The sequence below is a fragment of the uncultured Psychromonas sp. genome (assembly GCF_947489755.1).
Taxonomy (GTDB): domain Bacteria; phylum Pseudomonadota; class Gammaproteobacteria; order Enterobacterales; family Psychromonadaceae; genus Psychromonas.
In genome coordinates this window covers 1-26361 of sequence record NZ_CANLFB010000017.1, presented here as the reverse complement: position 1 = coordinate 26361, position 26361 = coordinate 1, and the positions used below count along the sequence as shown (strand labels likewise).

Genomic DNA, 26361 nt, shown 5'->3' with positions numbered 1-26361 from the left:
TTAATCAAAAATATTACGCACCCGCTATTTTCATTTTCTTAATTAAAATAGAGCCAGTTTTTAGGCTGCTTCTTGGGTCAGTATCACAACCAATCGCACTGATATCCATAAACATCTCTTTTAAGTTACCTGCAATAGTGACTTCATGAACAGGATAAGCAATAACGCCGTTCTCAACCCAGAAACCTGCAGCACCGCGAGAATAATCGCCCGTCACCATATTAACGCCTTGTCCCATTAACTCAGTGACAAATAACCCAGTACCCATCTCTTTTAATAAACCCGCTAAATCCAAACCACCATCTTTCACAAACCAATTGTGAATGCCGCCAGCGTGACCGGTACTTTCTAATCCCATTTTACGCGCCGCATAACCGGTTAGTAGATAAGTATGCAAGAAACCGTTATCAATAATATTACGTTTAACCGTGCGTCCGCCCTCACTATCAAAAGGAGAACTCGCAATACCTTTGATGATATGTGGATCTTCTGAAATTGACATCCAATCAGGGAAGATTTGTGTGTCGATAGAGTCTAATAAGAAAGAAGATTTTTTATATAAGCTTGCACCACTGATAGCACTCACTAAATGCCCAAATAAACCACTGGCCATTTCAGGAGAGAAAATAACAGGGCTTTCTTGTGTTGGGATCTTACGAGCACCTAAACGCTCTACAGTGCGTTTTACCGCTTGTTCTGCTACCCATTGTGGCGATAATAGTTCATTCATATCTCGTGCGCTGGTATAGCTATAATCACGTTGCATTTCATCATTTTCTTGTGCAATCAATACACAACTTAAACTATGACGACTGCTACCGTAACTTTCTAAGAAACCATTGCTATTACCATACACTTGTAAACTGGTGTGGCTATTCACGCCCGCACCATCAGAATTCACAATACGTTTATCCAAATCTAATGCAATATCCTCACATTGTTTTGCTAACGCTAATAAATCCTCGGTACTTTTGTTACTGGCATGGTACAAATCTAAATCAATTGGATTTTCTTCTAAGTAACGTTTGTCTAATAGTCCCGCATAAGGGTCTTGGCTAGTATATTTAGCAATGTCCACTGCCGCTTTCACACTCGCGGCAATCGCTTCTTCACTTAAGTCAGCGGTTGATGCACTGCCTTTACGGTGATCGACATAAACGCTGATGCCCATTGCACCATCATGATTGAACTCTATATTCTCTACTTCACCTAAGCGGGTATTCACAGAAATGCCTGCACTTTTGCCTAATGCAACTTCAGCTTGGCTAACCCCTAAATCATTGGCAATATTAAGCGCCGTATTAACGGCATTTTCTAGCATCTGTTTCTGTTCAATCATGTTCAAGCACCACAATGTAAAATTAATTTAAGATAAGAAATAATAACATGGATTAAGGTAAGCATCTTGTGATGATGGTATGATGCGCTTAATTATTTAATCCCTAACGTGATAGACCATAATCTATGAATAAAAAAGTTGAAGAAATCTCAGAAGAAGAAGAGATTAGTAAGTCGCAAATTAAACGTGAAGCTGAAGCTTTAAAAGAGATTGGCCGCCAGTTAGTGGCCTTAAATGCAAAGCAATTAGCCCAAATCCCTGCCAGTGATACGCTGATGGAAGGTATCAAGGTTGCACATAAAATTGCCACTAAACATGAAGCACTACGTAGACAGTATCAATATATTGGTAAAGTATTACGTACTGAAGATATGGAAAAGATTACAGCTAAGCTGGATATTTTAAATGACAACAATCGTAAACGTACTCATGCGATCGCACATTTAGAATTATTAACTGAGCAACTCATTGAACTAGGTGATCCTAAAGTGAATGATACGTTAGAAATGTATCCACAACTAGAGCGCCAAAAGCTTCGCCAATTAATACGCCAAGCAAATAAAGAAAAGAAATTAGAAAAACCAGCTAAAACAGCAAAAGAATTATTTGTTTACTTAAAAACGAATTGTTTATAAGTCGTTAATAGATAATCTACACCGCAAACAAAAAAGCCAGGTTAGTTAAACTAATCTGGCTTTTTTTGTATTCATTTTCTATGTCTTTAACATTACAAAGTTTGAATTTAGTTAGTGCCGCCAACGGTTAACTGATCAATTTTCAATGAAGGTTGACCCACTCCGACGGGTAAGCTTTGCCCTTCTTTACCACACACACCAACACCGGCATCTAAGCACATGTTATTCGCGACCATAGAGATTTTTTGCATTGCATCAAATCCGTTACCAATTAAAGTTGCGCCTTTAATAGGTGCGGTAATTTTACCATCTTCAATTAAATAAGCTTCTGACGCTGAAAACACAAACTTACCTGACGTAATATCGACTTGCCCACCACCAAAGTTAGGCGCGTAAATACCCTTTTTAACACTTTCGATTAGCTCTTCATGTTCATACTCACCATTCAACATAAAGGTATTAGTCATACGTGGCATGGGTAAGTCAGCATAAGACTCACGGCGCCCATTGCCTGTTGGGTCAACGCCCATTAGACGTGCATTGAGTTTATCTTGCATATAGCCTTTTAAAATACCGTTTTCAATTAAAACGTTACGTTGTCCCTTCGTTCCTTCATCATCGATATTTACCGAACCACGGCGGTCGGCAATACTACCATCATCAATAATGGTGCAATGCTTAGAAGCAACTTGTTGACCTATTTTTCCAGAAAATGCTGAAGAGCCTTTACGGTTAAAGTCACCTTCTAAACCGTGCCCTACTGCTTCATGCAATAATACACCCGGCCATCCTGCGCCAACAATAACAGGCATTGCTCCCGCTGGCGCTGCAATAGCATCAATATTCACTAATGCTTGGCGTACCGCTTGACGCGCATAGGAAAAAGCTTTTAACTCACCTTCCTGCGTATCGGTAAAGTAATCTAAATCAAAACGACCACCGCCACCTGAACTGCCGCGTTCTCGCTTACCATTTTTTTCAATCAGTACAGAACAACCAAAACGGATAAGAGGACGGATATCTGATGCTAATGTGCCGTCAGTTGCTGCTACAAGAATTTCTTCATAAACCGCGTTTAATGATACCGTCACTTCACTGACCGAAGGCTCTAATGCGCGAACAAACGTATCAACTTGTTTTAATAATTCGATTTTTTTATCACGACTCATACTTTGTAAAGGATCAGAGGTGCCATAATAAATAGGTTGTGGCGTTGGCATTACCAATTTAATGGTTTTCTCTTGGCCAGCGTTAGCAATACTTTTAGCTGCATTAGCCGCTTCTGATATGGCTTTTTTAGAAATATGATCTGAATAGGCAAACCCTGTTTTCTCACCAGAGACAGCACGAATACCAATGCCTTTTTCTATGTTGTAACTGCCTTCTTTCACGATACCATCTTCTAATAACCAAGATTCATGGCGACTCGCTTGAAAATAAAAATCTGCGTAGTCAATTTGTGCTCCAGAAATTTGGCTAAGCTGTGATTCTAAATCACTGATTTGCATATCTGCTGGGGCTAAAAAATTGTCTACAACTTGTTGAAAAGACATTAAAGATCCTTATTTTATTTAAATTTTTGAGTGCTATTAAATTGATTATGTTGTTTTACAGGCATTTTTTTTCTAATACTATTTAAAGCTGTTTTGTCGAAGTCTGCTTGTGCAAAGCCATTACCTGTTGTTAACTGGCTAAGCACTTCTCCCCACGCATTAATAACCATCGAGTGACCGTAGGTTTCACGTACGCTAAAAGTGTCGTGATCAACAAAGTGTTCGCCACCTTGGTTTGCTGCAATAAAATAGCACTGATTTTCAATAGCGCGCGCTTGTAGCAAAGCTTGCCAGTGTGCTTGCCCCGTCACTTTAGTAAAAGCAGCCGGTAATAATATGATATCAGCACCACATTCAGCGAGTTGTTGAAATAAACCAGGAAAGCGTAAATCATAACAAATAGCTAAACCAATTTTAGCAAAACCACAATCAACGAGTTTGACTTCTTGTCCAGCAATGAATGTATCTGACTCTTTGTAGGCACCTTGTGTATCGGCAACATCAGCATCAAACAAATGAATTTTATGATACGACTCAAGTAGCTTACCATTCTCTGAATAAACTAAGCTAGTTGTGTATATTTTATCTGCTTGCTCACTTTGAATCGGGAAACTACCACAAATTAAAATACAACGGTGTTGTTTAGCGAGTTTGCTTAAACGTGTTTGATTCGGTCCATCACCTAAGCGTTCAGCAACGTTTAAGTAATGCTCTCTATTCGCAAAACAAAGTGCATTTTCAGGTAATAACACAATATGCTTAGTGCCCGCTGCGATTGCTGGTAAAGCGTTAAGTTGCGTTTCTATTTGCAAGAAATTATCGTCAACATTGTCATTACTAATAATTTGAATGGCAGTTAATGTACATATACTGATGCTATTTGTGTCAGTGCTCTTTGTATTAGAACTCATCTTCTAGCTCCTCATGATCCGTTGCTTCTTCATTTGATAGGCTATCTTGTAATGGCTTTTCTTTTACTTGTTGATCTTCAATTTCTTCTAGCACTTCACTGTTTTGCAGTTTGACTGTGCCTTTTAATCTATCTTCAATTTTAATGTCTGGGTCGCTCAGCGCCCCTTTTACCGAAAAGTCCACTCGTATAATCGTGTCCACTACAGGCTCGAGTATTTTAGTTAACATTAACACCGCAGCACCGGTTAACGGGCTGATCGCAAAAGCTGCCAGCACGGGTAAACTAGACGTTACCGCAGGGCTATAACTAAAACGATAGTTAACATTCAAGTTGGGTAAATCAATCAAACCACCTCCAGAAACCTTACCTGCAGATCCATCGAGGAAATAATCATCATTTTTTACAATACCATTGGTAATATTCGCAGAAAGCGACATTTTATCAAATCCAAGCCCTTTAGAAAAAACATTACCAAACTCTAAATTCAAACTGCGGCGAATACCATCAAGACTTAAAAAGCTTAATAGGCGTGCCCCTTTATCATCGACTTCTGTGATTTGGCCATTCTCTACATTTAATGAAAGATCACCGTTTAAAGAATCTAAATTAAATTGCCATGGTGCGCCAATCCAATTAAATGCACCGTTTAATTCGGCCTCTTGATAATTCATTGGGCTATCGTAACCCAATCGATAAATAATACTTGTTTCGCTACTCGCACTGCTATCCACAATAATGTTAGTACGGCGTTGATCCCAAATGCCTGAAATATTGGTGGCTTCGCCCTCTTCACCTAGTTGCAAATAATCAATCGTAAAATGAGATTGGCTAGGAAATACGTGTGCTTTTAATGGCGATAAATCCATTTTTTTATAGGCACATGATAAACATTCTAAAAACACTTCAGGGTAGTCTTCACGTAAATTATCACTGTACTCAGCTAACGTATCACTTTCTTCATTAAAAAATACAGTCTGTAACGCATCCAAATCTAATAACTGAAAGTTCATTTTTTTAATACTAATATCATAACGATCAGGAATACCTTGTCGATATTCAAGGTTAGCTAATAAATCATCCGCTTTAATATTAACATTCAGCTTATTATCTATTTTGGTTATATCTGAACTCAGGTTAGTCAATGGTTGTTCGAATAGTTCTGCATGCTTTATATTCAAATAGAATGCATCAAGGTCCAATAAATCATTAGTCGTTCCCTTTTTAGATGCTTTTGTAGAGGCTGCAGCTTGCTCAGATAAGTAGTCATTTAATATATTAGCCCAAGGCGTTAAATTAACTTTATCTTGATTAATACGAACAACTTGTTTGGTTTTATCAATGGCAACACCAGTATCTTTGCCTAACCCTAGGTACAAATAGTTAAGTGAAGTGTGTTGTTTTGGATAAGCTAACTCCCCAGCAGATTTTAACTTGTCGGTGATGAGCGCATCCCAACGCATTCTACTTTGATTACCATTAAGGTTGATGGTAGTAGGCCAAGCTTGCAGAGCATTCTTATTATAAGGCGCAGGAAGATTTATTTTAACACCTTGTAATTGCGACGTTAAATGCATACCAAATTGATAATCTTCAGAGAGGCCTTTAGTAAAATTAATTTGCCCTTGCCAATCTAAATTACCACTTAATTTTAACGGTAATAATAATTGTTGATTGCGACTTAATTTAGCCACATCCCACTGACCAGATAAATTAGCTTTAAGCTCATATTTATCAGGGGACTCTTTACTAAAGAAAGAAAACTGAACAGGTTGACCAAACAAGGTTGCCGTTAAATCATCTGCTTGTAAATCACCATTAATAAAACTAAATACCCCTTTCACATTCTTTAATGGCAATGAAGAATCACTACCAAGTTCAAAGTCTATATTATTGTTATTAAGGTTAAACTTACCTGACACTTGTGTTTCATCGTTATCTTCAGCCAAAGGAATAGCGATAGTTAAACTACCTTTTAAACTATCTGTAATATGGATAGGTTGTACAGCCTTACCAACACTGTCTTTTAATGGGGATGCAATAAGGTATTTTATAATTGACTGAGATTTTTCTTCGAGTTCGACCTTTACTTTTAATAGGCCTTCAGAAGATAAATGATCAATTTTGGCACTTAACTTATCGACCTTGATATCACCGAGTTTAGCTTTATTACTTCTCATGAATAATGCATCATTTTCAAATAATAAATTAAGGTCTAAGTCACTTAACCCCTGCCAACCTTCATAAAAATCATACTCCGCATTTTTAACGGGTACAAAGGCTTGAAAAACCCCTTCACCTTGTTCAAATGGGTAATCAGAAAAGCGTCCACTCCATAAGATTTTAGCGCCTGTTACCGTGCCTTTTTTAAGGGTAGGTTGTAAATAATCAAAGACATCTTCACCCATCGCATGAATCGGGAAGTAATGCTGAGCTTTACTGGCATCATTAAGAGAAGTGTAAGCATACAAGTTGAGAATAGGACTGGAGTCCACTGCATCATCATTAGGGAACAGTAATGAAAATTGAGATAAGCTATTAATATCATCTGTGACCAGTAAACTTTTTTCACTAATGAGTTCAAAACCTGCCTCATTATTGTTCCAGCTTAACTCGAAATCACCTTCTTGAAGCGGCATAGGTCGATTAAATTGCCCATCAAAATAAATATCCTGCGGTCCTAATGTGATACTCGCATGTCCGTTATGTTGATTCGATGTCACTGATATATTGGCATCGCTAACGCCCGGTATCACACCAACCGCTTGATTATTAAACGCATCAATATTCGCATTAACAGTCAATTCGCCTGGCTTCTCAACCTTTAACCCTATTTTATTTAATTTCCCACCAATTTCTAACGCCGATATTTGGTTAATGTCAGCTTCAGAAAGTGATGAAAATAACAATCCAAAAGGCAGAACAGAACTAACATCAATCCCGTTTAAATCAACACCACCAAATTCACCTAATGTGCCTTCAGCAGATATTTCCACATCGCTAAAAGGAATGAAATTATGAGTAATATTCAGATCATAACTATCAAATAAACAATAATTATTTTGATAGGTAAACTGAAATGAACCATGGTTTATTTGCCAATCATGAGTTTGATTTAGCATTGACCATGCAATCTCAGAATTCCCCCACTCTAATTGCATGTTTTTAGGGCCATTGAAATCAAACTCACCCCATAGCTTAAATGACATTGTTGCTTTTTTTAAATCCGCTAAAGGATTAATTTGCGGCCTGAGATATTCAGCGACATTTAGATTATCGGCATCAGCATAAACACTACCAATTAGTTGATCATTTGCGCCTTCTGCATCGCCTTTTATATCGATGATAAACTCTAAACTGTTATCATCTAGCGTATTAGGTAATGATGCTTTACCAACACCTTGATGATGCTCATCATCATTAATCCAACTTAATTCTTGTATTAAAACCGTTTTTTTATGGTAAAGGTGATCGGTGAAGTGAATGCGACTGCCAGTAATTGAAAAAGAACTTAAACGGAGAAGAAAAATGTTTTTAAGCGCATCAAGCGTGCTTTGAGATTGTGACTCAGTATCTGTGTCAGAGAGTTCTAATTGTTCAATATCTCCAGTATCTAAAGAGGATTTAAGCAGTAAATCAGCACCTTTAAGTGAGATATCATTAAACGTAATCTGTTGTTTACGAAGGCTTTCTAAAAAATCAAAATGCAGAAATAAATTATCTATTTTTAATTCGAAGGGTAACGATTCTGTTTCAGTAAACTTAACGTTTTGTAATGTTAACACTAATCCTGAAAAATCAATCCCAGCAGAGACTTTATCAGCATTTACATTAATATCATGCTCAGTCGCAACCCACTCAACCACTTTTTCTTTGTAATCGTCGACACTATTGATTGCAAAACGAGCAGCGGTCAATATGACAGCAATAAGAATCAATGTAACGACTGTTAACATCAATAAACACTTTAAACACCCTAAAGTAAAATATTTCAAAAACGAAAACCCATTAACCGCCCTTTAACAATATCGCTAAGTCATTTATATTTATTTTCAATTACCTAAAAGGTACTAATATTAATACGCTTTTATATAAATACAATCAACTTACTCGCTCACCTTTTTACATCGTCGCTATAGTTAACCGCATACTAACGGCACCACAACTAACTCATCACTTAAGATAGCTGTATCATAGCGAAATAATCATCACATCACAGCCAAATCACAACTACATCATAGCTACATCATGACGACATCAAACTGCTCAGGGCCGTACAAAGGCTCAGGATGAATTTCAACACGTTTTTGCATGAACACTATCAACTCGCCTAAGTTATAAGACTCATCGCCTTTCAGCGCTTCAGCAACCGATACAGACGCATAAACAGCGAAGCGTTCTGCAGAGTAAGCTCGGTCAACACGTAATATTTCACGTAGAATTTCATAACACACGGTTTCAACGGTTTTAACGTAACCGCGGCCATTACACGTAGTACACTCACCACAAAAAATATGTTCAAGACTTTCATGAGTACGCTTACGGGTCATTTCGATTAAACCAAGCGGTGAAAAGTCATTAATATGCGTTTTAACACGATCTTTAGCCAACGCTTGCTCTAAACTATTAAACACACGACGACGATGATCTACTGATTTCATATCGATAAAGTCGAGAATAATAATGCCGCCTAAGTTACGTAAACGCAATTGTCGAGCAATCGCTAATGTTGCTTCTACATTAGTATTAAAAATAGTCTCTTCAAGATTACGATGCCCAACAAACGCACCCGTATTAATATCAACCGTGGTCATCGCTTCCGTTTGGTCGATAATTAAATAACCGCCTGACTTCAATTCAACTTTACGATTTAAAGCACGTTGTACTTCATTTTCAACATCAAACAAATCAAAGATAGGACTTTCGCCGTCGTAATATTCAACTTTACCTTCTAACTCAGGGATAAACTCAGTACTGAAGTTAGACAGTTCTTTAAAGCTAAGTTTTGAATCAATACGGACGCGATCAATCTCTGTCCCAACAAAATCTCGTAAAATACGAAATGCCAAACTCAGATCTTGATATAACATTTTATTTTTGGATTGAGTGCGTTGTTTACGGGTGATCACTTTACGCCAAACACGTTGTAAAAAAGCCGCATCATTTCTTAACTCAACTTCTGGCGCACCTTCAGCCGCAGTACGAATAATAAAACCGCCAAGTTCATCAACACAAGATTCAGTGATGCCTTTCAATCGTTCTCTTTCTTCGGCACTTTCAATACGTTGTGACACGCCGACATGTTTTGTATCGGGCATAAAAACAAGGTAACGAGAAGGTAGCGTAATATCTGTCGTTAAACGGGCGCCTTTAGTGCCTAATGGATCTTTAACCACTTGCACTATAATATTCTGACCAGGTCTCACTAAAGTAGAAATATCTGCCACTTTAAATTTATCTTTATCTGGCCCAGTGAAACACTCTGCGTGCAAGTCGATATCAGAGGCATGTAAGAATGCCGCTTTTTCTAAACCGATATCAATAAAAGCAGCTTGCATACCGGGTAAAACACGAGTGACTTTACCTTTATAAATATTACCAGCAATCCCTTTACTAACTTGACGTTCAATATGTAACTCTTGTAAAACACCTCCCTCGATTAAAGCAACACGTGTTTCAGTGGGGGTGATATTCATTAATAATTCAACGGACATGTTAAGCCTCTCTAAAGCATTTAATAAGTTGCGCTGTTTCATAGAGAGGAAGCCCTACTACTGCACTATAACTACCTGAAATATGGGTGACAAATTGACCTGCAATCCCTTGGATACCATAACCACCGGCTTTATCCTGTGGTTCACCCGTTTCCCAATAGTCCGAAATTTCTTGTTCAGTTAAGGTTTTGAACGTGACCGCTGTAACCACTAATTTTACGACTTGTTTCTGTTCAGTCACCAATGCAACGGCCGTCAATACCTGATGTGTATTACCCGATAACAATGTCATCATTTGTTGTGCATGTTGTTTATCTAATGGTTTTTCCATCACAACACCATCACACACCACAATCGTATCCGCACCTAACACTAAACCTTGTTGATTATTTTTAGTTAACCCTGCTAAGGCTTTCTCTAATGCTAAACGCTGTACATACATTTCACTGGTTTCAGAGGCTTGTTTCGTTTCGTCGATAGGCGCACTAATTCGCTCAAACTGAACATTAATTTGCGATAACAACTCACCTCTGCGTGGTGAATTTGAAGCTAAAAAGAATTGAGCCACATTAACTCACCTTATAACGAACACGTATAAAACGCATAAACAGAAAGAACCAAGGCCAAATAATCATCGAAGTAAAAATAGACCAAAAATAAGGGCGATGTAAGGTAATTTCCTGCATGCTAGAAGCTATCCAATACAAGCCTAATTTAGCGAGGAAAATAAAGACACCAAGTAACAACGTAGTTTGTACTAAGGTAAAGTTACGAAAACGTTGAAAGTTAATACTCGTAAAGTAAGCGAGTAATGAAAATAAAAGTCCGTGCATGCCTAAAATAGAGCCTAGCAATAAATCTAATAACAACCCTAATATAAAGGCATGCCCAATATTAACTCTGTGCGGTAAAGCCATCACCCAATAAGAAAGAACTAATAGCATCCAATCAGGCCGAAAAGCATTAAACATGATCGGTAATGGAAAAATAGCCGCAACAAGGCAAACTAAAAAGGACAGATAAATTATTTTATAACTATTGAACAGGGACATCGAATAATTCCGGAGAGTCTAACGTTAAATCAGCATCAGCTAACGGATCATCATTCCATAATAAGAGTAAATAGCGGCTTCTATCTAAATCAGCAACAGGTGTCGCCGTCACCGTTGCATATAACTCGCCTTCTTGATATTCAAAACGGCTAATTTTAGCAACAGGATAACCTGCAGGAAAACGACCACCAAGACCAGACGTCACCAGTAAGTCACCTTCTTTTATATCTGCATTACTTTGGACAAAAGGCACTTTTAATTGATCCCAAGCGCCACTACCGTGAACAATGGCAATCACATCATTACGCTGAACACGGACAGGAATACCATGGGTGGCATCAACAATTAACACCACTCGGCTAGTTGTACTGCCGACCTGTGAAACTTGCCCAACCACACCTTGCTCATTGATAACAGGCTGCCCTAAGTAAACGCCATTTAGCGCGCCTTTATCAATCAATAATTGATGTGTAAAAGGGTCTGAACGTAAGCTCATCACTTCGGTGATCATACGTTTGTATTTGAATTTCTTTTCAGAGTTTAATAGCTCACGAAGCTGTTTATTTTCGCTTTGCAATTGCCCTAATAAAAGGCGATCGGCTTTTAAATGCAGATTATCTTTTTCAAGCTGTTGATTGCGTTCCACTAACGCTTGTCTGGTCATGATATTTTCAGAAAATGAGCCAAACAGTTTTTGTGGTGCATCGGCAATATATTGAATAGGGGCAACAATAGAGTTTAAGTAAACACGAGCAGGAGAAAAGAGGTTATATTTATTGTCGGCGATCAGTAGCCCAACGCAACAGGCTATCACAATGGATAGCCTTAACGTAAAAGAGGGACCGCGAGTAAAAATTGGTTTCATGGATATTTTTATTGAATGTTAGCGCAGCTATCAAGCCACGCTAATTAATATCAATCTCCGTTAAAGACATCACCACCATGTGTATCGATCATCTCTAACGCCATACCGCCGCCACGAGCAACACAAGTAAGAGGATCATCGGCAACAATAACAGGAATACCAGATTCTTCAGATAACAAACGGTCAAGCTCACATAATAATGCACCACCGCCTGTTAGTACCATACCTTGCTCAGCAATATCTGCAGCAAGTTCAGGTGGCGTTTTTTCTAGCGCTAACATTACTGCTGAAACAATACCGCTCAATGGCTCTTGTAATGCTTCTAAAATCTCGTTGCTGTTTAACGTAAAGCTGCGTGGAACACCTTCAGCAACATTAACACCACGGACTTCAATCTCTTTAATTTCATCGATTGGGTAAGCAATAGCAATGCTATGTTTGATGCGTTCAGCTGTGATTTCACCAATAGTACAACCGTAATTACGACGTACATAATTGATAATAGCTTCATCAAACTTATCACCACCAATGCGCACTGAAGCAGAATAAACAATCCCGTTCAATGAGATAACAGCGACTTCAGTAGTACCACCACCAATATCGACAACCATTGAACCTTTTGCTTCAGACACAGGCATACCTGCACCAATAGCAGCAGCCATAGGCTCATCAATCAAGAATACATCACGTGCACCAGCACCCATTGCAGATTCACGAATAGCGCGTCGCTCAACTTGTGTAGAACCGCAAGGCACACAAACTAAAACACGAGGACTTGGACGCATCCAACTATTGTTATGCACTTGCTTGATAAAGTGTTGTAACATTTTTTCAGTAATATAAAAGTCAGCAATAACACCATCTTTCATTGGACGAATAGCTTCGATATTACCAGGTGTTTTCCCTAACATTTGCTTTGCAGCACTACCAACAGCGGCAACTCTTTTGCCATTTTTATCCTTTCGGATTGCAACCACAGAGGGCTCATCCAGTACAATACCTTGGTCTTTAACATAAATAAGGGTATTTGCAGTTCCTAAATCGATTGATAAATCGTTAGAAAACATACCACGGAACATTTTAAACATGAATATTTCCAAAAGAAGCGAATAAAAGTAATCCGCGTACTCTACCAACCCACTAAAAATACAGCAAGAAAAGAAAGTGAAAAGCTTACTTTAAGACCCATACTATTGATGAAATGATAATTTTAATAATTTATTGATATTTATTTGTATTTATTTATGGGCATAAAATTGAACTTCTTTTATCGTGCTAATAATTTAATCCGCTAATAACACAGCTTCAGGACACGTTAATAACACTCGTTTTACTCTGACAACCGAGTCAACAACTGTTCAATAAAAAACAACTAAAAGGCTAAACGCTTAGTTAACGTCAATGTTGGTAAATAGAAACCTCATTTAACGCTTCAAATTAATTCGTAATATTTTTAATCGACAGTGCCGTTAGTTTTGTCTAATTCAAGGTAAACTATTGAAGTGATAACGGGTTATTGAGGGGGACTTTAATACAGAAACCGAGGGAACGAGGGGTATTGTATAGCTTGGCTTATCCAGAACGGAGGTTATCTATTGATTACAAAATTAAAGCGATAAAAAAACCTACCGAAGTAGGCTTTAATAATACAAAAAAGCAGTCTTAAACTAGCAAATAAAACTTAGCCAAAAGCCCTTAAGACAGCCTCACCCATTACACTTAAAAACTAACGGATGCTAGTTTTTCAAAATAATCAGGGAATGTTTTAGACGTACATTTTGGATCGTTGATCGTCACAGGCGTACCGCTTAACGCAACCAATGAGAAACACATCGCAATACGGTGATCATCATAAGTATCGATTTCAGCATGCTTGATTTGAGCAGGTGCCGTCACTTCAATAAAGTCATGACCTTCAACCACTTCAGCGCCGACTTTACGCAGCTCAGTTGCCATCGCATATAAACGGTCGGTTTCTTTCACGCGCCAGTTATAGACGTTAGTGATTTTCGTGGTGCCTTCAGCAAATAAAGCCGCTACCGCAATGGTCATCGCCGCATCTGGAATATGATTCATATCCATATCAATGGCTTTAAGCTCACCTTTGCTGGCTTTAATGTAATCATCACCCCATTCAATGTTTGCGCCCATTGCTTCCAATGCATCAGCAAATTGAATATCGCCTTGTACTGACTTTTTACCAATACCCGTTACTTTAATACTGCCGCCGCCAATTGCCGCTGCCGCTAAGAAGTAAGAAGCCGATGAAGCATCACCTTCTACTAAGTAGTTACCTGGTGCTTGGTAAGTTTGTCCGCCTTTAATCACAAAGCTTTGGTACTCACCACCAACATTATCCACTTCAACACCAAAATCTTGCATAATTTGTAACGTGATTTTGATGTAAGGTTTTGAGACTAATTCACCCACGATGTTAATCGTTGTATCTTCAGAAGCCATTGGAGCAGACATTAAAAATGCCGTTAAAAATTGACTTGAAACACTACCATCAATCGTAATAGTACCGCCTTTAAGGCCAGTTCCTTTGATTTTTAATGGTGGGTAGTTTTCATTTTTTAAGTAAGTAACATCCGCGCCAGCTTGCTTTAGAGAATCCACTAAAGAACCGATTGGACGCTCAAACATACGCGGCTCACCCGTTAACGTATATTCACCTTGGCCTAAACATAATGCAGCACATAATGGGCGCATCGCCGTACCTGCATTACCTAAAAACAACTCAATATCGCCCAACTCTTGAGTATTGAATGCACGACCTAAACCTTCCACAACACATTGTTTTTTATCTGCAGACAATTGGTAATTAACACCCAATTTAGTTAATGCATTCAACATGTGACGGATATCATCACTGTCTAATAAGTTGGTTAATGTAGTTGTCCCTGATGCTAATGCAGCTAACAATAAGGCACGATTTGACAGGCTTTTTGATCCCGGTAAATTAATTTCGCCATCGACTTTTTTAATCGGGTTTAATAATAACTGTTCCATTGTTTTCGTTTCTCTTATTGCAAATTTAAAACGTGAGTGAGTGCTTGTTTGAAGCGTTGATTTTCCGCTTCAGTACCAATACTGATACGCAAATGATTCGGTAAACCGTATCCTGTGATTGGACGTACAATCACGCCTTCTTGTAATAACGCTTGGTAAACCTGATCACCCGTTTTTTTATCAGCCATCTTCTTATCAGCAGAGCTACTTACATTCACAGTAATAAAGTTACCCATCGATGGAATATACGCTAAGTTATTCGCATCAAAAAAAGCACTTAAATCTTTCATACCTGCATTATTTAACGCCACACTATCAGCGAGATATTGCTCATCTTGCAATATTGTTTCAGCGGCTTTTAATGCTAATGAATTACAGTTAAAAGGTTGACGAACACGATTTAAAATATCGGCAATATCAGGATGTGAAATACTGTAGCCCACACGTAAACCGGCTAAACCATAAGCTTTAGAGAAAGTACGTGAAACGATTAAGTTAGGGAATTCAGCAATCCATGCAATCGCATTACCACGACGTTCACTGGCAGCATATTCAAAATAAGCTTCATCCAATACAACTAACACCGTTGCAGGCACTGACGATAAAAAGTCTTTCAGCTCAGCTTGCTCTAAAAAAGTCCCGGTCGGGTTATTAGGGTTGGCAATAAAAATAAGCTTAGTATTATCAGTAATCGCTGCGGCCATTGCGGCTAAATCATGACCATAATCTTTGGCTTTAACCACAACCGCTGTCGCACCAATCGCTTGGGTAACCAATGGGTAAACAACAAAAGCATGCTCAGCAAACATCACTTCATCACTTGATGTGACAAACGCACGTGCAATCAACTCTAATAAATCATTAGAGCCATTACCTAAAGTGACTTGATTAACATCAACCGCATATTTTGTCGCTAGCGCTTGTTTCAAATAAAAGCCATTAGCATCAGGATAACGCGTTAATTCCATTAACTCTTTCTGTAGTGCTAATTTAACTGATTCACTTAACCCTAGTGGGTTTTCATTAGACGCCAATTTAACGATATTAGTAATACCGAGTTCGCGCTCTAATTCATCAGTAGGCTTACCTGCTTGGTACGGACGTAATTTCTGTACGCCAGTATTAGCCAAGCTTAAAAAATCATTACTCATTCCAGTTCCTTACAATGAATCACTATTCTTTAGCGGCACCTTTATAAAAAGTGCCGTTTATAACCTGCGTTTCCAACAAGGCTTAAGCGTATTTCTTTTCAAAAGCAGCCATAAAGTCGACTAACGCTTGTACACCTTCAATAGGCATCGCGTTATAAATGCTCGCACGCATACCGCCCACTAACTTGTGACCTTTTAACGTCAACAAACCAGCTGCTTTAGATTCACTTAAAAACGTTTCATTCAAGCTATCATCCGCCAATGTGAAAGGAATATTCATACGGCTACGGACACTTGCATCAACATTGTTTGAATAGAACGGAGAGCTATCGATAGCGTTATAAAGTAATTCAGCTTTTGCAATATTGTTCTTTTCAACCGCGGCAATACCGCCCTGTGCTAATAACCATTTAAACACTAAGCCAGCTAAGTACCATGAGTACGTTGGCGGTGTGTTGTACATCGAATCGAAGTCCGTTTGTACTTGGTAATCAAAAATAGACGGGATAGTTTGGCGAGCATGGCCAATTAAGTCATCACGAACAATCACAATTGATAAACCAGACGGCCCAATATTTTTCTGTGCGCCGGCATAGATGACACCGAATTTAGACACATCAATGGGACGAGACAAAATAGTTGAACTCATATCCGCCACTAATGGCACGACACCTGTTTCAGGCACATCAAAGATTTCAATCCCTTCAATGGTTTCATTCGGACAATAGTGAACATAAGCAGAGCCTGCATTTACATTCCAATCATCAGAAGATTTAACACCAATTTTGCCGTCTTCAGTGGTCAACATAATATTGGTTTCATGAATACGCGCATGCTTTTTAGCTTCAACGACCGCAGACTTAGACCACTGCCCCGTTAAAATGTAATCAGCATCTAATTTATCGCCTAATAAGTTAAATGGAACCGCAGCAAACTGCCCACGTCCACCACCATGGCAAAACAGTACTTTATAATTATCAGGAATCGCCATCAATTCACGCAAATCAAGCTCAGCTTGTTTTGCCATTGCAACATACTCAGGGCTTCTGTGGCTCACTTCCATTACAGAAACACCTGAACCTTGCCAGTTACAAAATTCACTTTGTGCCTGTTGCATTACTGCTTCAGGTAACATCGCAGGACCAGCACAAAAGTTATATATTTTTGTCATTGCTAACTCTCTATTGAATTCAAGTAATAAGTTGACTCTTTTAAAACAAAATAAGCGGCTATTGCCGCTTATTAAACTGTCATTAATTGTTATTCAGGTGCGTCAGTTGGCTGCTCATCCGCATTATCTATTGCGTCTGATTCGCTTTCTTGTACTTCACCTTCAACAGCCTCTAATATCGTTGGCTCTTGTATAACTAGTTCACCATTTTCATCGTAAACTGGCACATCTTTGATTTCTTCAATACGTTGTAATGCCACGATTTTTTCATCATCACGTGTTTTGATCAGTGTAACACCTTGTGTATTACGACCCACAATTGACACGCCACTCACTGGTGTACGCACTAACGTACCACGGTTAGAGATCAACATGATTTCATCGTTATCATCTACTTGTACTGCGCCCACTACTTTACCGTTACGCTCGCTCACTTTAATTGAGATAACACCTTGTGTAGCACGACTCTTAGATGAGTAATCATCAAGAGGAGTACGTTTACCGTATCCATTCTCAGTGGTTGTTAAGATGTGACCAGTAGCATTAGGTACAATCAGTGAAACAACTTTACCGCCTTCGTTTAGTTTAATACCACGAACACCCGTTGCAGTACGCCCCATTGGACGAACACCTTTGAATTTAATTTCAGGGTTGCCGTTTTCATCAAGTACAACATTGCCTTCTTCATCGGTCACTTCGCTTTCTTCCGCTTCTTTAAAGCGAACCACTTTACCCGCATCCGAGAACAACATGATTTCATTGGTACCATCAGTTAATGCAACACCAATTAGCTCGTTATCATCATTCAGGTTAATCGCGATCAAACCACTTGAACGTGGACGACTATAAGCACTTAATGCGGTTTTCTTAACCGTACCGTTTGCTGTTGCCATGAACACATATTTATCATCTTCATATTCACGTACTGGTAAGATTGCAGTAATACGCTCACCCTCTTCAAGCGGCAAGATATTCACAATCGGACGACCACGTGCTTGACGAGATGCTAAAGGCAGTTGGAATGTTTTCAGCCAGTACAGACGACCACGTGTAGAGAAACATAAAATAGTATCATGCGTACTTGCCACTAATAGTTTCTCGATGAAGTCTTCATCTTTCATCTTAGTCGCGGCTTTACCTTTACCACCACGACGCTGTGCTTCGTAGTCTGATAACGGTTGATACTTAACGTAACCTTCGTGAGAAAGCGTCACAACAACATCTTCTTCAACGATTAAATCTTCCATACATAAATCAGATTCAGATTCAGTGATTTCAGTACGACGTTCATCGTCAAAGTTATCACGTACTTCTTCTAATTCTTCTTCAATCACTTCCATCAAACGAGCAGGACTTTCAAGAATGAATAATAAAGCAGCAATGATTTCTAATAGCTCTTTGTACTCGCCTAAAATTTTCTCGTGCTCAAGGCCCGTTAACTTGTGAAGACGTAAATCTAGAATCGCTTGTGCTTGAATTTCAGTCATGAAGTATTGGTTATCACGAATACCAAATTCAATCGCTAACCCATCAGGACGAGCCGCATCAACACCACTTGCTTCAAGCATTGAAGCAACCGCACCTAAATCCCAACCACGAGACTGTAGCGCTAATTTTGCTTCAGCGGGTGTTGGAGAGTTACGGATCATTTCAATGATAGCTTCAATGTTAACCAATGAAATCGCTAACCCTTCAAGGATATGTGCACGATCACGCGCTTTACGTAATTCAAATACCGTACGGCGAGTTACCACTTCACGACGATGCAGAATAAACGCTTCTAACATCTCTTTTAGGTTGAATAATTTTGGCTGACCGTGGTCAAGTGCAACGGCATTAATACCGAATGTCACTTGCATTTGCGTTTGTGCGTAAAGGTTGTTTAAAACCACTTCACCCACTTCACCACGTTTCACTTCAACGACCATACGCATACCGTCTTTATCTGACTCGTCACGTAATGCGCTGATACCTTCAATTTTTTTATCTTTAACAAATTCCGCGATTTTTTCAATCAAACGCGCTTTGTTAACTTGGTACGGTAATTCATGTACCACGATCGTTTCACGACCGGTTTTTTCATTCACTTCAATGTCTGCTTTAGCACGTACTTTAATCTTACCGCGGCCCGTATGGTAAGCCTCGATAATACCTTTACGACCATTGATGATACCCGCTGTTGGGAAATCTGGTCCAGGGATATGCTCAATCAACTCATTGATGGTAATGTCTTCATCTTTAATAAGCGCTAAACAAGCACTGATCACTTCACCTAAGTTATGAGGTGGAATGTTCGTTGCCATCCCTACCGCAATACCTGATGAACCATTAATTAATAGGTTAGGAATTTTAGTCGGTAACACTTCAGGAATGAACTCAGTACCATCATAGTTAGGTACGTAATCAACCGTTTCTTTTTCTAAGTCAGCTAATAACTCATGTGCTAACTTCTGCATACGGATTTCCGTATAACGCATCGCTGCTGCACTATCGCCATCGACAGAACCGAAGTTACCTTGACCATCAACCAACATGTAACGTAATGAGAAGTCTTGCGCCATACGAACAATCGTATCGTATACCGCAGTGTCACCATGTGGATGATATTTACCGATTACATCACCAACAACACGTGCCGATTTTTTGTAAGGTTTGTTCCAGTCATTACGTAAAACATTCATCGCAAATAAAACACGACGGTGAACGGGTTTTAAACCATCACGTACATCGGGTAATGCACGACCTACGATCACGCTCATTGCATATTCAAGATAAGAATTCTTTAATTCATCTTCGATATTAATTGGGGAAACGTCAGAAGCAAATTCGCTCATAGAAACTTAAATCCTTAAATTAGTGGAAACAGACTAAATTTAGTAAGGGGTCGATAGTAGCACAAATGCACCTTGGCAGAAGCGTTTTAATGAGCAAAATCGCCTGAGAATCGTTTTATGGGACAATATGAGGCACTTATTAACTAACCGCTCACTTTTCATACAACCAAAGGGATAATTTAAAGCCCCTTAGAATCGCAAAATTAATCACCCATCATTATTGTTATCACGTTATAATCTCCTTTCTTTACTTTTGAACGACTTTTTTAGTAAGGTTTAGCAACGTTTAGCAAAAAATAAGCGTCATCGATAGACCTTTATAAAAAGTAACTCGACATAGCATTAAACAATCAACCGGGTAGCAAGGTGTTTATAAAAACAAGTCTTATAAAAGGACTTTTCTATAAACCATAATACTCAACCGCAAATAAACAGGATGATAATAGCGTGACTCAATACAATCCATCACAGAACCACTCTGAGCAAACAGATTCATTACCAAACAATGAACTTGAAGCGAATGTAGACCAGCAAGAAATTGAAAAATTTTCTGCGATGGCAGAGCAATGGTGGGATTTAGAGGGTGACTTTAAACCGTTACATCTATTAAACCCAAAACGCCTCGATTATATAGAACAAGGTGTTGACGGTTTATTCGGTAAAAAAGTAGTTGATGTTGGTTGTGGTGGCGGTATTTTAGCTGAAAGCATGGCGATAAAAGGAGCAGAAGTAACGGGCATTGACATGGCACACGCCTCACTACAAATAGCCCGTTTACACGCTCTAGAAACACAAACTAAAGTAGATTACCAAAAAACTACCGCAGAACAATTTGCTCAATCTCATCCACAAACCTTCGATGTAGTGACTTGCATGGAAATGTTAGAGCACGTGCCCGATCCCGCTTCAGTGATCCAAGCGTGTTGTGATTTGGTCAAACCAGGCGGAACGGTTTACTTTTCAACCATCAATAAAACATGGAAAGCTTATTTGATGATGATTGTAGGCGCAGAGCATGTGTTACGTTGGGTGCCAAAAGGCACGCATGAATATGCTAAGTTTATTCGTCCTTCTCAGTTGTTGAATGCGATTGATGCGACGCAGTTAAAGTGTGATGATTTGTGTGGTGTGGAATATAGTCCGTTATCGAATGATTTTAAGATCACACAGAATGTGGATGTGAATTATATGTTGAAGTGTACGAAGGTGATTTAGTTTTTCGTTTCTTATTCTGTTGGTTTTCGGGGCGCAGGCTTTAGCCTGCTTGTTTTTACTTTGTGTTTTTGTTATTGCTCGTCTGCGCTCGTCGGGTCAGCTTTATACTTATTCACAGTGGTTTCGCCCTGTCGGCGAGTTCATTTTCTTTATACGAACAAAGAAAACAGAACCAAAAGAAAGTCGCCCCAATACGTTTTTTAATCTGAATAAATAACTGCCTTCTTAACGCACCGCTCAGACTCGACATCCATGTCTCGAACTGAGCTAGTAACGGCATCCATGCCTCTACTTGCTAAAGGCAGTGATTGATTCAGAAAAACTTAACGGGAAATTATCGTAGCCGTATTGACCAAGGTTTTGTTATAGCTAAATCAAGAATCGTTATATCAGTTTGTTAGTATTTAGCTTTTGTATTAAGGGATTTTCGGGGCGCTGGCTTCAGCCTAATTGTTTCTGCTTTGTGTTTTGTTATCACTCGTCGGGGCTCGTCGAGACTGTTTGATATTTATTAGCTTTGTATTTCGCCCTTTCGGCGACTAAACTTTCTTTTATCATAAAAAAAGTTGACAAAGAAACTGACACCGAGTCTCTTTTTTATCCCAAACTATTATCCCCTTTCTAAACGCACCAGTTCATACGGCGCATCCATGCGCCGAATGAACTTACAGCAAACGTCCTGTTTGCTTTTGCTTAAAGGGGGGAAAGCTTACGGTGGGATGTCGTAGCCGCATTGAGTAATACTATATCTTAACTGCTTGATATTATTAATTTCAACTATTGGATGTCCCCTACTTTTATTTCGCCATTTATAATGAAAAAACCTACCTAATTAACTATCTTTCTCATTGAGGTTTAACAAGTTGCTTCGTTAAGGTATTTTTCTTCTCGAAGGTAAGTTTGAAACATATTTGCAATTTTTCCTAAATATTCAAAAACATCATTCGATAACTCAACTAATTCAGCAACTGATAAGGTATGACCAAAATCGTTGAAAGATATATTGCCATGTGCAAGTTTATTGCGATCCTCACGTAAAGTCTTTAAAGTGTCTTCTTTATCAAATACGCTTCTATCACTTAAAACGATCCCATATTCATCGGCAAGTTTTTTAAACGTTGTATGGTCAACATTGCCAGGAATACCAAATCGTTCTGAAAATTTTCTCGGATCACTTTTCTCTTCTTCAGTTATAAAAGAAAGTAAATCATCCCCTAATCGATCTATAAGTTTTGCATAAAATAATTTTTTAGACATGCCACTACTTTTAAAATCATCTGATTTATATTCAAACCAAACAACGCAACGTTCCAACCATATTATTTTCATATTGTCAGTTAATTTAGAATAAGTATGGGTATTATTAATTGTGTCTAACACATTCAATATTGATTGTTTAATGAAACCTTCAGTAACGTTGTAAAGCATTAGACATAAGTTTGCTTTTAATATTTTTTTTATATCGTCTGGTACTAAATTTTCCTCCTTAGGTCGAATTGAAGGAGTTAATAACAAATCATCTAAAGAAGATACAATGGCACTATTTGTTATGTCTAATTGGGTTAAAAATTTAACATACGATTTAATCTCTTGTTCACGAATAGCTAATTCTCTTTTTATATTATCCATGATTAACGTCCTAAAAGCTTATCGGCAACATAATCAATACGTTTCAATAATTTACTTTTATTATTCGCGGCATCAGAGCGAATACATTCATAGAAACTTTCAGAATCAATCCAATTAACGTTAGCTACTTGCAATTTAGGTTGTTCATCTAAAGCTTTATCAACACCTAATGAAATTGCTTCAAATCTAACTCTGAAGGTTGACTTAGACTCCTTATATTTTTTAAAACCATTTGGAAAATTCTGATTAACGAAATTAAGCATTCTATTAAATTGATTCGTCATCTCTTCCTTTTTTACTTCATCAAACTTATCACTTTCAGCTTTCAAAAACGCTTGTAAAAAAGGCGTAACTTTACCGTTATATTTATCCAATGCCCCTTCTCCTGAGTATGCAAAGAAACGAGTAATACGTTCAATCCCTTCTCCACGGTTTGCTACTTTTTCTCCTAATGGGCATAACTCCATAAACAATTCATTTTTAGAACATTCTTCGATGAACCGAGAATAATCACTAACAACACTACCTTTTCTTTTCTCTGCACTTTTTAAATTATCGCCACCAGTATTTACTCTTTCAAATAAATCATATCTTGCAGTAGGAAGAGTATTACGCCCTAAAGATACAGCCCTTAAACTAAGATCATCAATTCTATTTTGGCGAAGCATCGGCAAATCATTATATCTATAACCATTTAGGTAAGTTAATTTTTCTAAACCATCCAATTTCAAATTACCACTAATAAAATTATGTATTGTTCTTATTCGTTGTGACCCATCGACAATTTCTAAATGAGAGTTAACATCAGCAAAAAATATTAATGGGACCGGTATTCCTAAAATTAATGACTCTATAAATTTTGACTGCGCATTATCAGACCAAACAAATTCTCTTTGGTAATCTGGTACATACACAGCACCTTTTGAAAAACTATCATCCACATCAAATTCATCACTTAAACTACGTTCATACCTACGATTAAGCTCATCAATAGTAAACTCTGAAGTATTGTATTCGTACTCATTCATTTTTTTTATGGTATGACGTTCTATTAACTCTTCTTCTTCTTTTCGCAATGGAGCCAGTTCTTTTTTTAAAACAGCAATTAACCCAACTTTTTTATTATATTCATTCTTTTCTTTTGTAACCCAAATATCTTTTTTCACCTTGAGTAGATCTATTCGAGTTAATATTTTATTTATTTCCTTTAACTTAGGTGTAATTAACTCTTTTAACTCTTTTAATCGAGCTATCTTAAGGTCTGGTTTCAAAGTAGTGTTCATAGGAAGGTTTCCAATATTAAATGAGTACATTTATTTAAATAAGTTAATATAATAATAAAAAAATCAACTTAATATGTATATAGGTTACCACCAAATGGGTGAGCGTTAGTAGAGATATAAGGTGGAATAAGTTAAAAATATTGCTAGTGAATTAATTATAACTAACAAGTTAATCAAAAATCAGATGCTGACCTATTTTTGATGCAAATACAAATCAACTAGCATAGCGCTGATTTTTGGCGGAACTGCATTTGCAATCATCAAGTGTAGGTTTCCTCTAGTTTTATATTCTGTAAAACCAAAAAAGTCTGGAAAACCTTGAATGCGTGCGGCTTCATGTGGAGTTAATGTTCTGCGCCTTAATGGGTGCACAAAACGCCCTTGTCCCATTGTACTAAAACCTCGAGTGATCGTTGTTGATGGCTTGTCCCATTTTAACCGACCATAAGACGTAGGGTAAGTATGATCTTTATACTTGTGACAATCAGGTCTCAAATTATTTGGCAAATCATATACATCGTTATCAAATAAATAATCTATTCTTTCTGTATTTTTGGTTTTTGATGGTGTGTCAAAAGTATCTTTTGAATGCTCAGAATTATCAATAATATCTGCGATTATATCTGAAAGTACCGAGGTCGATTCATAATCAGTTAAAGAAAGGTCAAGTTGTTTAAGAGATGCTACCTGTATATGCCGCACTCTATTTTGAGCTATACCGTACTTAGCGGTTTTAATGACTAAATTTTCAACTGAATAACCTATACCTTCTAAAAAATCAGCGCTTTCAGTTAATACATTACCCTCATCATGTTTAATGTTTAATACATTTTCAATTATCACAAACTGTGGTTTGCATAACTCAACAAAACGAATAACCTTTAAATATAGTTTATTGCGAGGGTCTTTAGAGCGAGTGTGATTATTTAACCTTGAATGTCCTTGGCAAGGAGGCCCTGCTAAAAGAACATCGACATTAGCATTTTTAGACTTTAACGCTAACTCAGCCTCAGAAATATTATCACCAGGGTAATTTGTAATTAGTTCTTCAATGTTACCGTTAAATATTGTAGATAGACTATGATAAAAATTTTTTTGATAGGTGTTTGCTGCATCAGGATTCATCTCTACCGCTAACTTTATATTACTTGATAGATGATGATTTTTAGCAGCTTCAATTGCACCTAACGTTAACCCTCCACAACCAGAGAACAAGTCAACAATATTTAATGAACCAGTAAATTGATTATAATCAGGCATAACTTTATTGGTTAACCATTCATTGCTGCAGATATCTTTACGCATATAATTAACTACATTACTCGAATTAAAAAATAAAAAAGGATGATAGCAAAGTAATTCATTATTATCGATTACATTTACAAAATATTAACAGATAAATCCTACCTTTCGATAAAATCAGTTTTCAGACTACTTGCGATAATTTTAATGGAGAGATTAAGGACAACCACACACTGTTTTTTTAGACAGTGGCATTGTAATGTTAATTTATTAAAATACAAGTGAAACCAACGGGGTCAAGTCTTTCATTTTGCATTACAAAACACTGGGCACCCACACATTTAAATAATTAATATCTGAGAATTACAATAGAATTTTACTCAATTTAATTTTCGGTTTCTTTTACATTTAGTGAGTTGGTTTATCTACTTTTTCATTTTTACCTAAAAAGGCAATCAATAGTGCGATCAAAAAGGAAACAAATTTTCAACTAAGATAGCTCACTCGACAATGCCTCCAAGATAAAGTGCTGGACATATATGGTCACTCTTTGTAAATCAAGATTAGATTGATTTTTATTTTCTGTTTAATAATTGATTACGTACAGAAGACTCGTCACCCTTATTAATAAAGGGGTGTTTTCCTGATTAAACTTGTCTTTTGTACAGATCGTTTTAGCCGATAAATCACCTTTGTCTAAACTGCTCTTTACATCATAGAGATAACGGTTTCTTGACATATATCCGGCGTCTTAAT

General features: G+C 37.7%; 18 protein-coding genes. 2 read left to right on the top strand and 16 right to left on the bottom strand.

What is annotated here, in order from left to right:
- Window positions 1-13 precede the first annotated feature (13 nt).
- A complete protein-coding gene (gene pmbA, locus Q0794_RS10905) occupies window positions 14-1339 on the bottom strand; it encodes a metalloprotease PmbA (protein WP_298941812.1) in 1326 nt (441 codons plus the stop codon).
- Window positions 1340-1464: 125 nt separating this feature from the next.
- Here pmbA and yjgA point away from each other — a divergent pair, with 125 nt between their 5' ends.
- On the top strand, window positions 1465-1974 hold the full coding sequence (gene yjgA / locus Q0794_RS10900; protein ID WP_298941810.1) for a ribosome biogenesis factor YjgA: 510 nt from the start codon (window positions 1465-1467) through the stop codon (window positions 1972-1974).
- Window positions 1975-2081: 107 nt separating this feature from the next.
- On the opposite strand, the gene tldD is transcribed toward yjgA, so the two are convergent.
- The 12 genes from tldD to gyrA all read right to left on the bottom strand — a co-directional run bounded on the left by tldD (window position 2082) and on the right by gyrA (window position 20236).
- A complete protein-coding gene (gene tldD / locus Q0794_RS10895; protein ID WP_298941808.1) occupies window positions 2082-3527 on the bottom strand; it encodes a metalloprotease TldD in 1446 nt (481 codons plus the stop codon).
- Between the two features lie 14 nt (window positions 3528-3541).
- Window positions 3542-4438 carry a carbon-nitrogen hydrolase family protein gene (locus Q0794_RS10890; protein ID WP_298941806.1) on the bottom strand — a complete coding sequence of 299 codons (897 nt, stop codon included), beginning with the start codon at window positions 4436-4438 and terminating at the stop codon, window positions 3542-3544.
- Window positions 4428-8393, bottom strand: a complete 3966-nt coding sequence (locus Q0794_RS10885) for a YhdP family protein (RefSeq protein ID WP_298941804.1) — start codon at window positions 8391-8393, stop codon at window positions 4428-4430. Before Q0794_RS10885 ends, Q0794_RS10890 begins: the two co-directional genes overlap by 11 nt.
- 285 nt (window positions 8394-8678) lie before the next feature.
- Window positions 8679-10151 (bottom strand): ribonuclease G, encoded by a 1473-nt coding sequence (gene rng / locus Q0794_RS10880; RefSeq protein WP_298941802.1) that lies wholly within the window; start codon window positions 10149-10151, stop codon window positions 8679-8681.
- Between the two features lies 1 nt (window position 10152).
- Window positions 10153-10719 carry a Maf family protein gene (locus Q0794_RS10875; protein WP_298941800.1) on the bottom strand — a complete coding sequence of 189 codons (567 nt, stop codon included), beginning with the start codon at window positions 10717-10719 and terminating at the stop codon, window positions 10153-10155.
- A 1-nt stretch (window position 10720) separates the two neighbouring features.
- The gene (mreD, locus tag Q0794_RS10870; RefSeq protein WP_298941799.1) at window positions 10721-11203 is read right to left on the bottom strand and encodes a rod shape-determining protein MreD; all 483 of its coding nucleotides are present in this window, start codon (window positions 11201-11203) and stop codon (window positions 10721-10723) included.
- The gene (gene mreC, locus Q0794_RS10865) at window positions 11187-12068 is read right to left on the bottom strand and encodes a rod shape-determining protein MreC (RefSeq protein ID WP_298941797.1); all 882 of its coding nucleotides are present in this window, start codon (window positions 12066-12068) and stop codon (window positions 11187-11189) included. Before mreC ends, mreD begins: the two co-directional genes overlap by 17 nt.
- Before the next feature lie 50 nt (window positions 12069-12118).
- A complete protein-coding gene (locus tag Q0794_RS10860; RefSeq protein ID WP_137297282.1) occupies window positions 12119-13156 on the bottom strand; it encodes a rod shape-determining protein in 1038 nt (345 codons plus the stop codon).
- 631 nt (window positions 13157-13787) lie between these two features.
- Window positions 13788-15080, bottom strand: coding sequence for a 3-phosphoshikimate 1-carboxyvinyltransferase (gene aroA / locus Q0794_RS10855; protein WP_298941794.1), 1293 nt, complete (start codon window positions 15078-15080; stop codon window positions 13788-13790).
- A 14-nt stretch (window positions 15081-15094) separates the two neighbouring features.
- A complete protein-coding gene (gene hisC, locus Q0794_RS10850; protein ID WP_298941792.1) occupies window positions 15095-16231 on the bottom strand; it encodes a histidinol-phosphate transaminase in 1137 nt (378 codons plus the stop codon).
- 82 nt (window positions 16232-16313) lie between these two features.
- Window positions 16314-17402, bottom strand: coding sequence for a 3-phosphoserine/phosphohydroxythreonine transaminase (gene serC / locus Q0794_RS10845; protein WP_298941791.1), 1089 nt, complete (start codon window positions 17400-17402; stop codon window positions 16314-16316).
- Window positions 17403-17491: 89 nt separating this feature from the next.
- A complete protein-coding gene (gyrA, locus tag Q0794_RS10840; protein WP_298941790.1) occupies window positions 17492-20236 on the bottom strand; it encodes a DNA topoisomerase (ATP-hydrolyzing) subunit A in 2745 nt (914 codons plus the stop codon).
- A 537-nt stretch (window positions 20237-20773) separates the two neighbouring features.
- Between gyrA and ubiG the strand changes: the two genes are divergently transcribed.
- Window positions 20774-21451 (top strand): bifunctional 2-polyprenyl-6-hydroxyphenol methylase/3-demethylubiquinol 3-O-methyltransferase UbiG, encoded by a 678-nt coding sequence (gene ubiG, locus Q0794_RS10835; RefSeq protein ID WP_298941929.1) that lies wholly within the window; start codon window positions 20774-20776, stop codon window positions 21449-21451.
- A gap of 855 nt (window positions 21452-22306) precedes the next feature.
- Here the strand turns inward: ubiG and Q0794_RS10830 are convergent.
- The 3 genes from Q0794_RS10830 to Q0794_RS10820 form a co-directional block, all read right to left on the bottom strand.
- Window positions 22307-23080 (bottom strand): MAE_28990/MAE_18760 family HEPN-like nuclease, encoded by a 774-nt coding sequence (locus Q0794_RS10830; RefSeq protein WP_298941789.1) that lies wholly within the window; start codon window positions 23078-23080, stop codon window positions 22307-22309.
- Between the two features lie 2 nt (window positions 23081-23082).
- A complete protein-coding gene (locus Q0794_RS10825; RefSeq protein WP_298941787.1) occupies window positions 23083-24363 on the bottom strand; it encodes a DUF262 domain-containing protein in 1281 nt (426 codons plus the stop codon).
- A gap of 192 nt (window positions 24364-24555) precedes the next feature.
- On the bottom strand, window positions 24556-25668 hold the full coding sequence (locus Q0794_RS10820) for a DNA cytosine methyltransferase (RefSeq protein WP_298941785.1): 1113 nt from the start codon (window positions 25666-25668) through the stop codon (window positions 24556-24558).
- Window positions 25669-26361 lie beyond the last annotated feature (693 nt).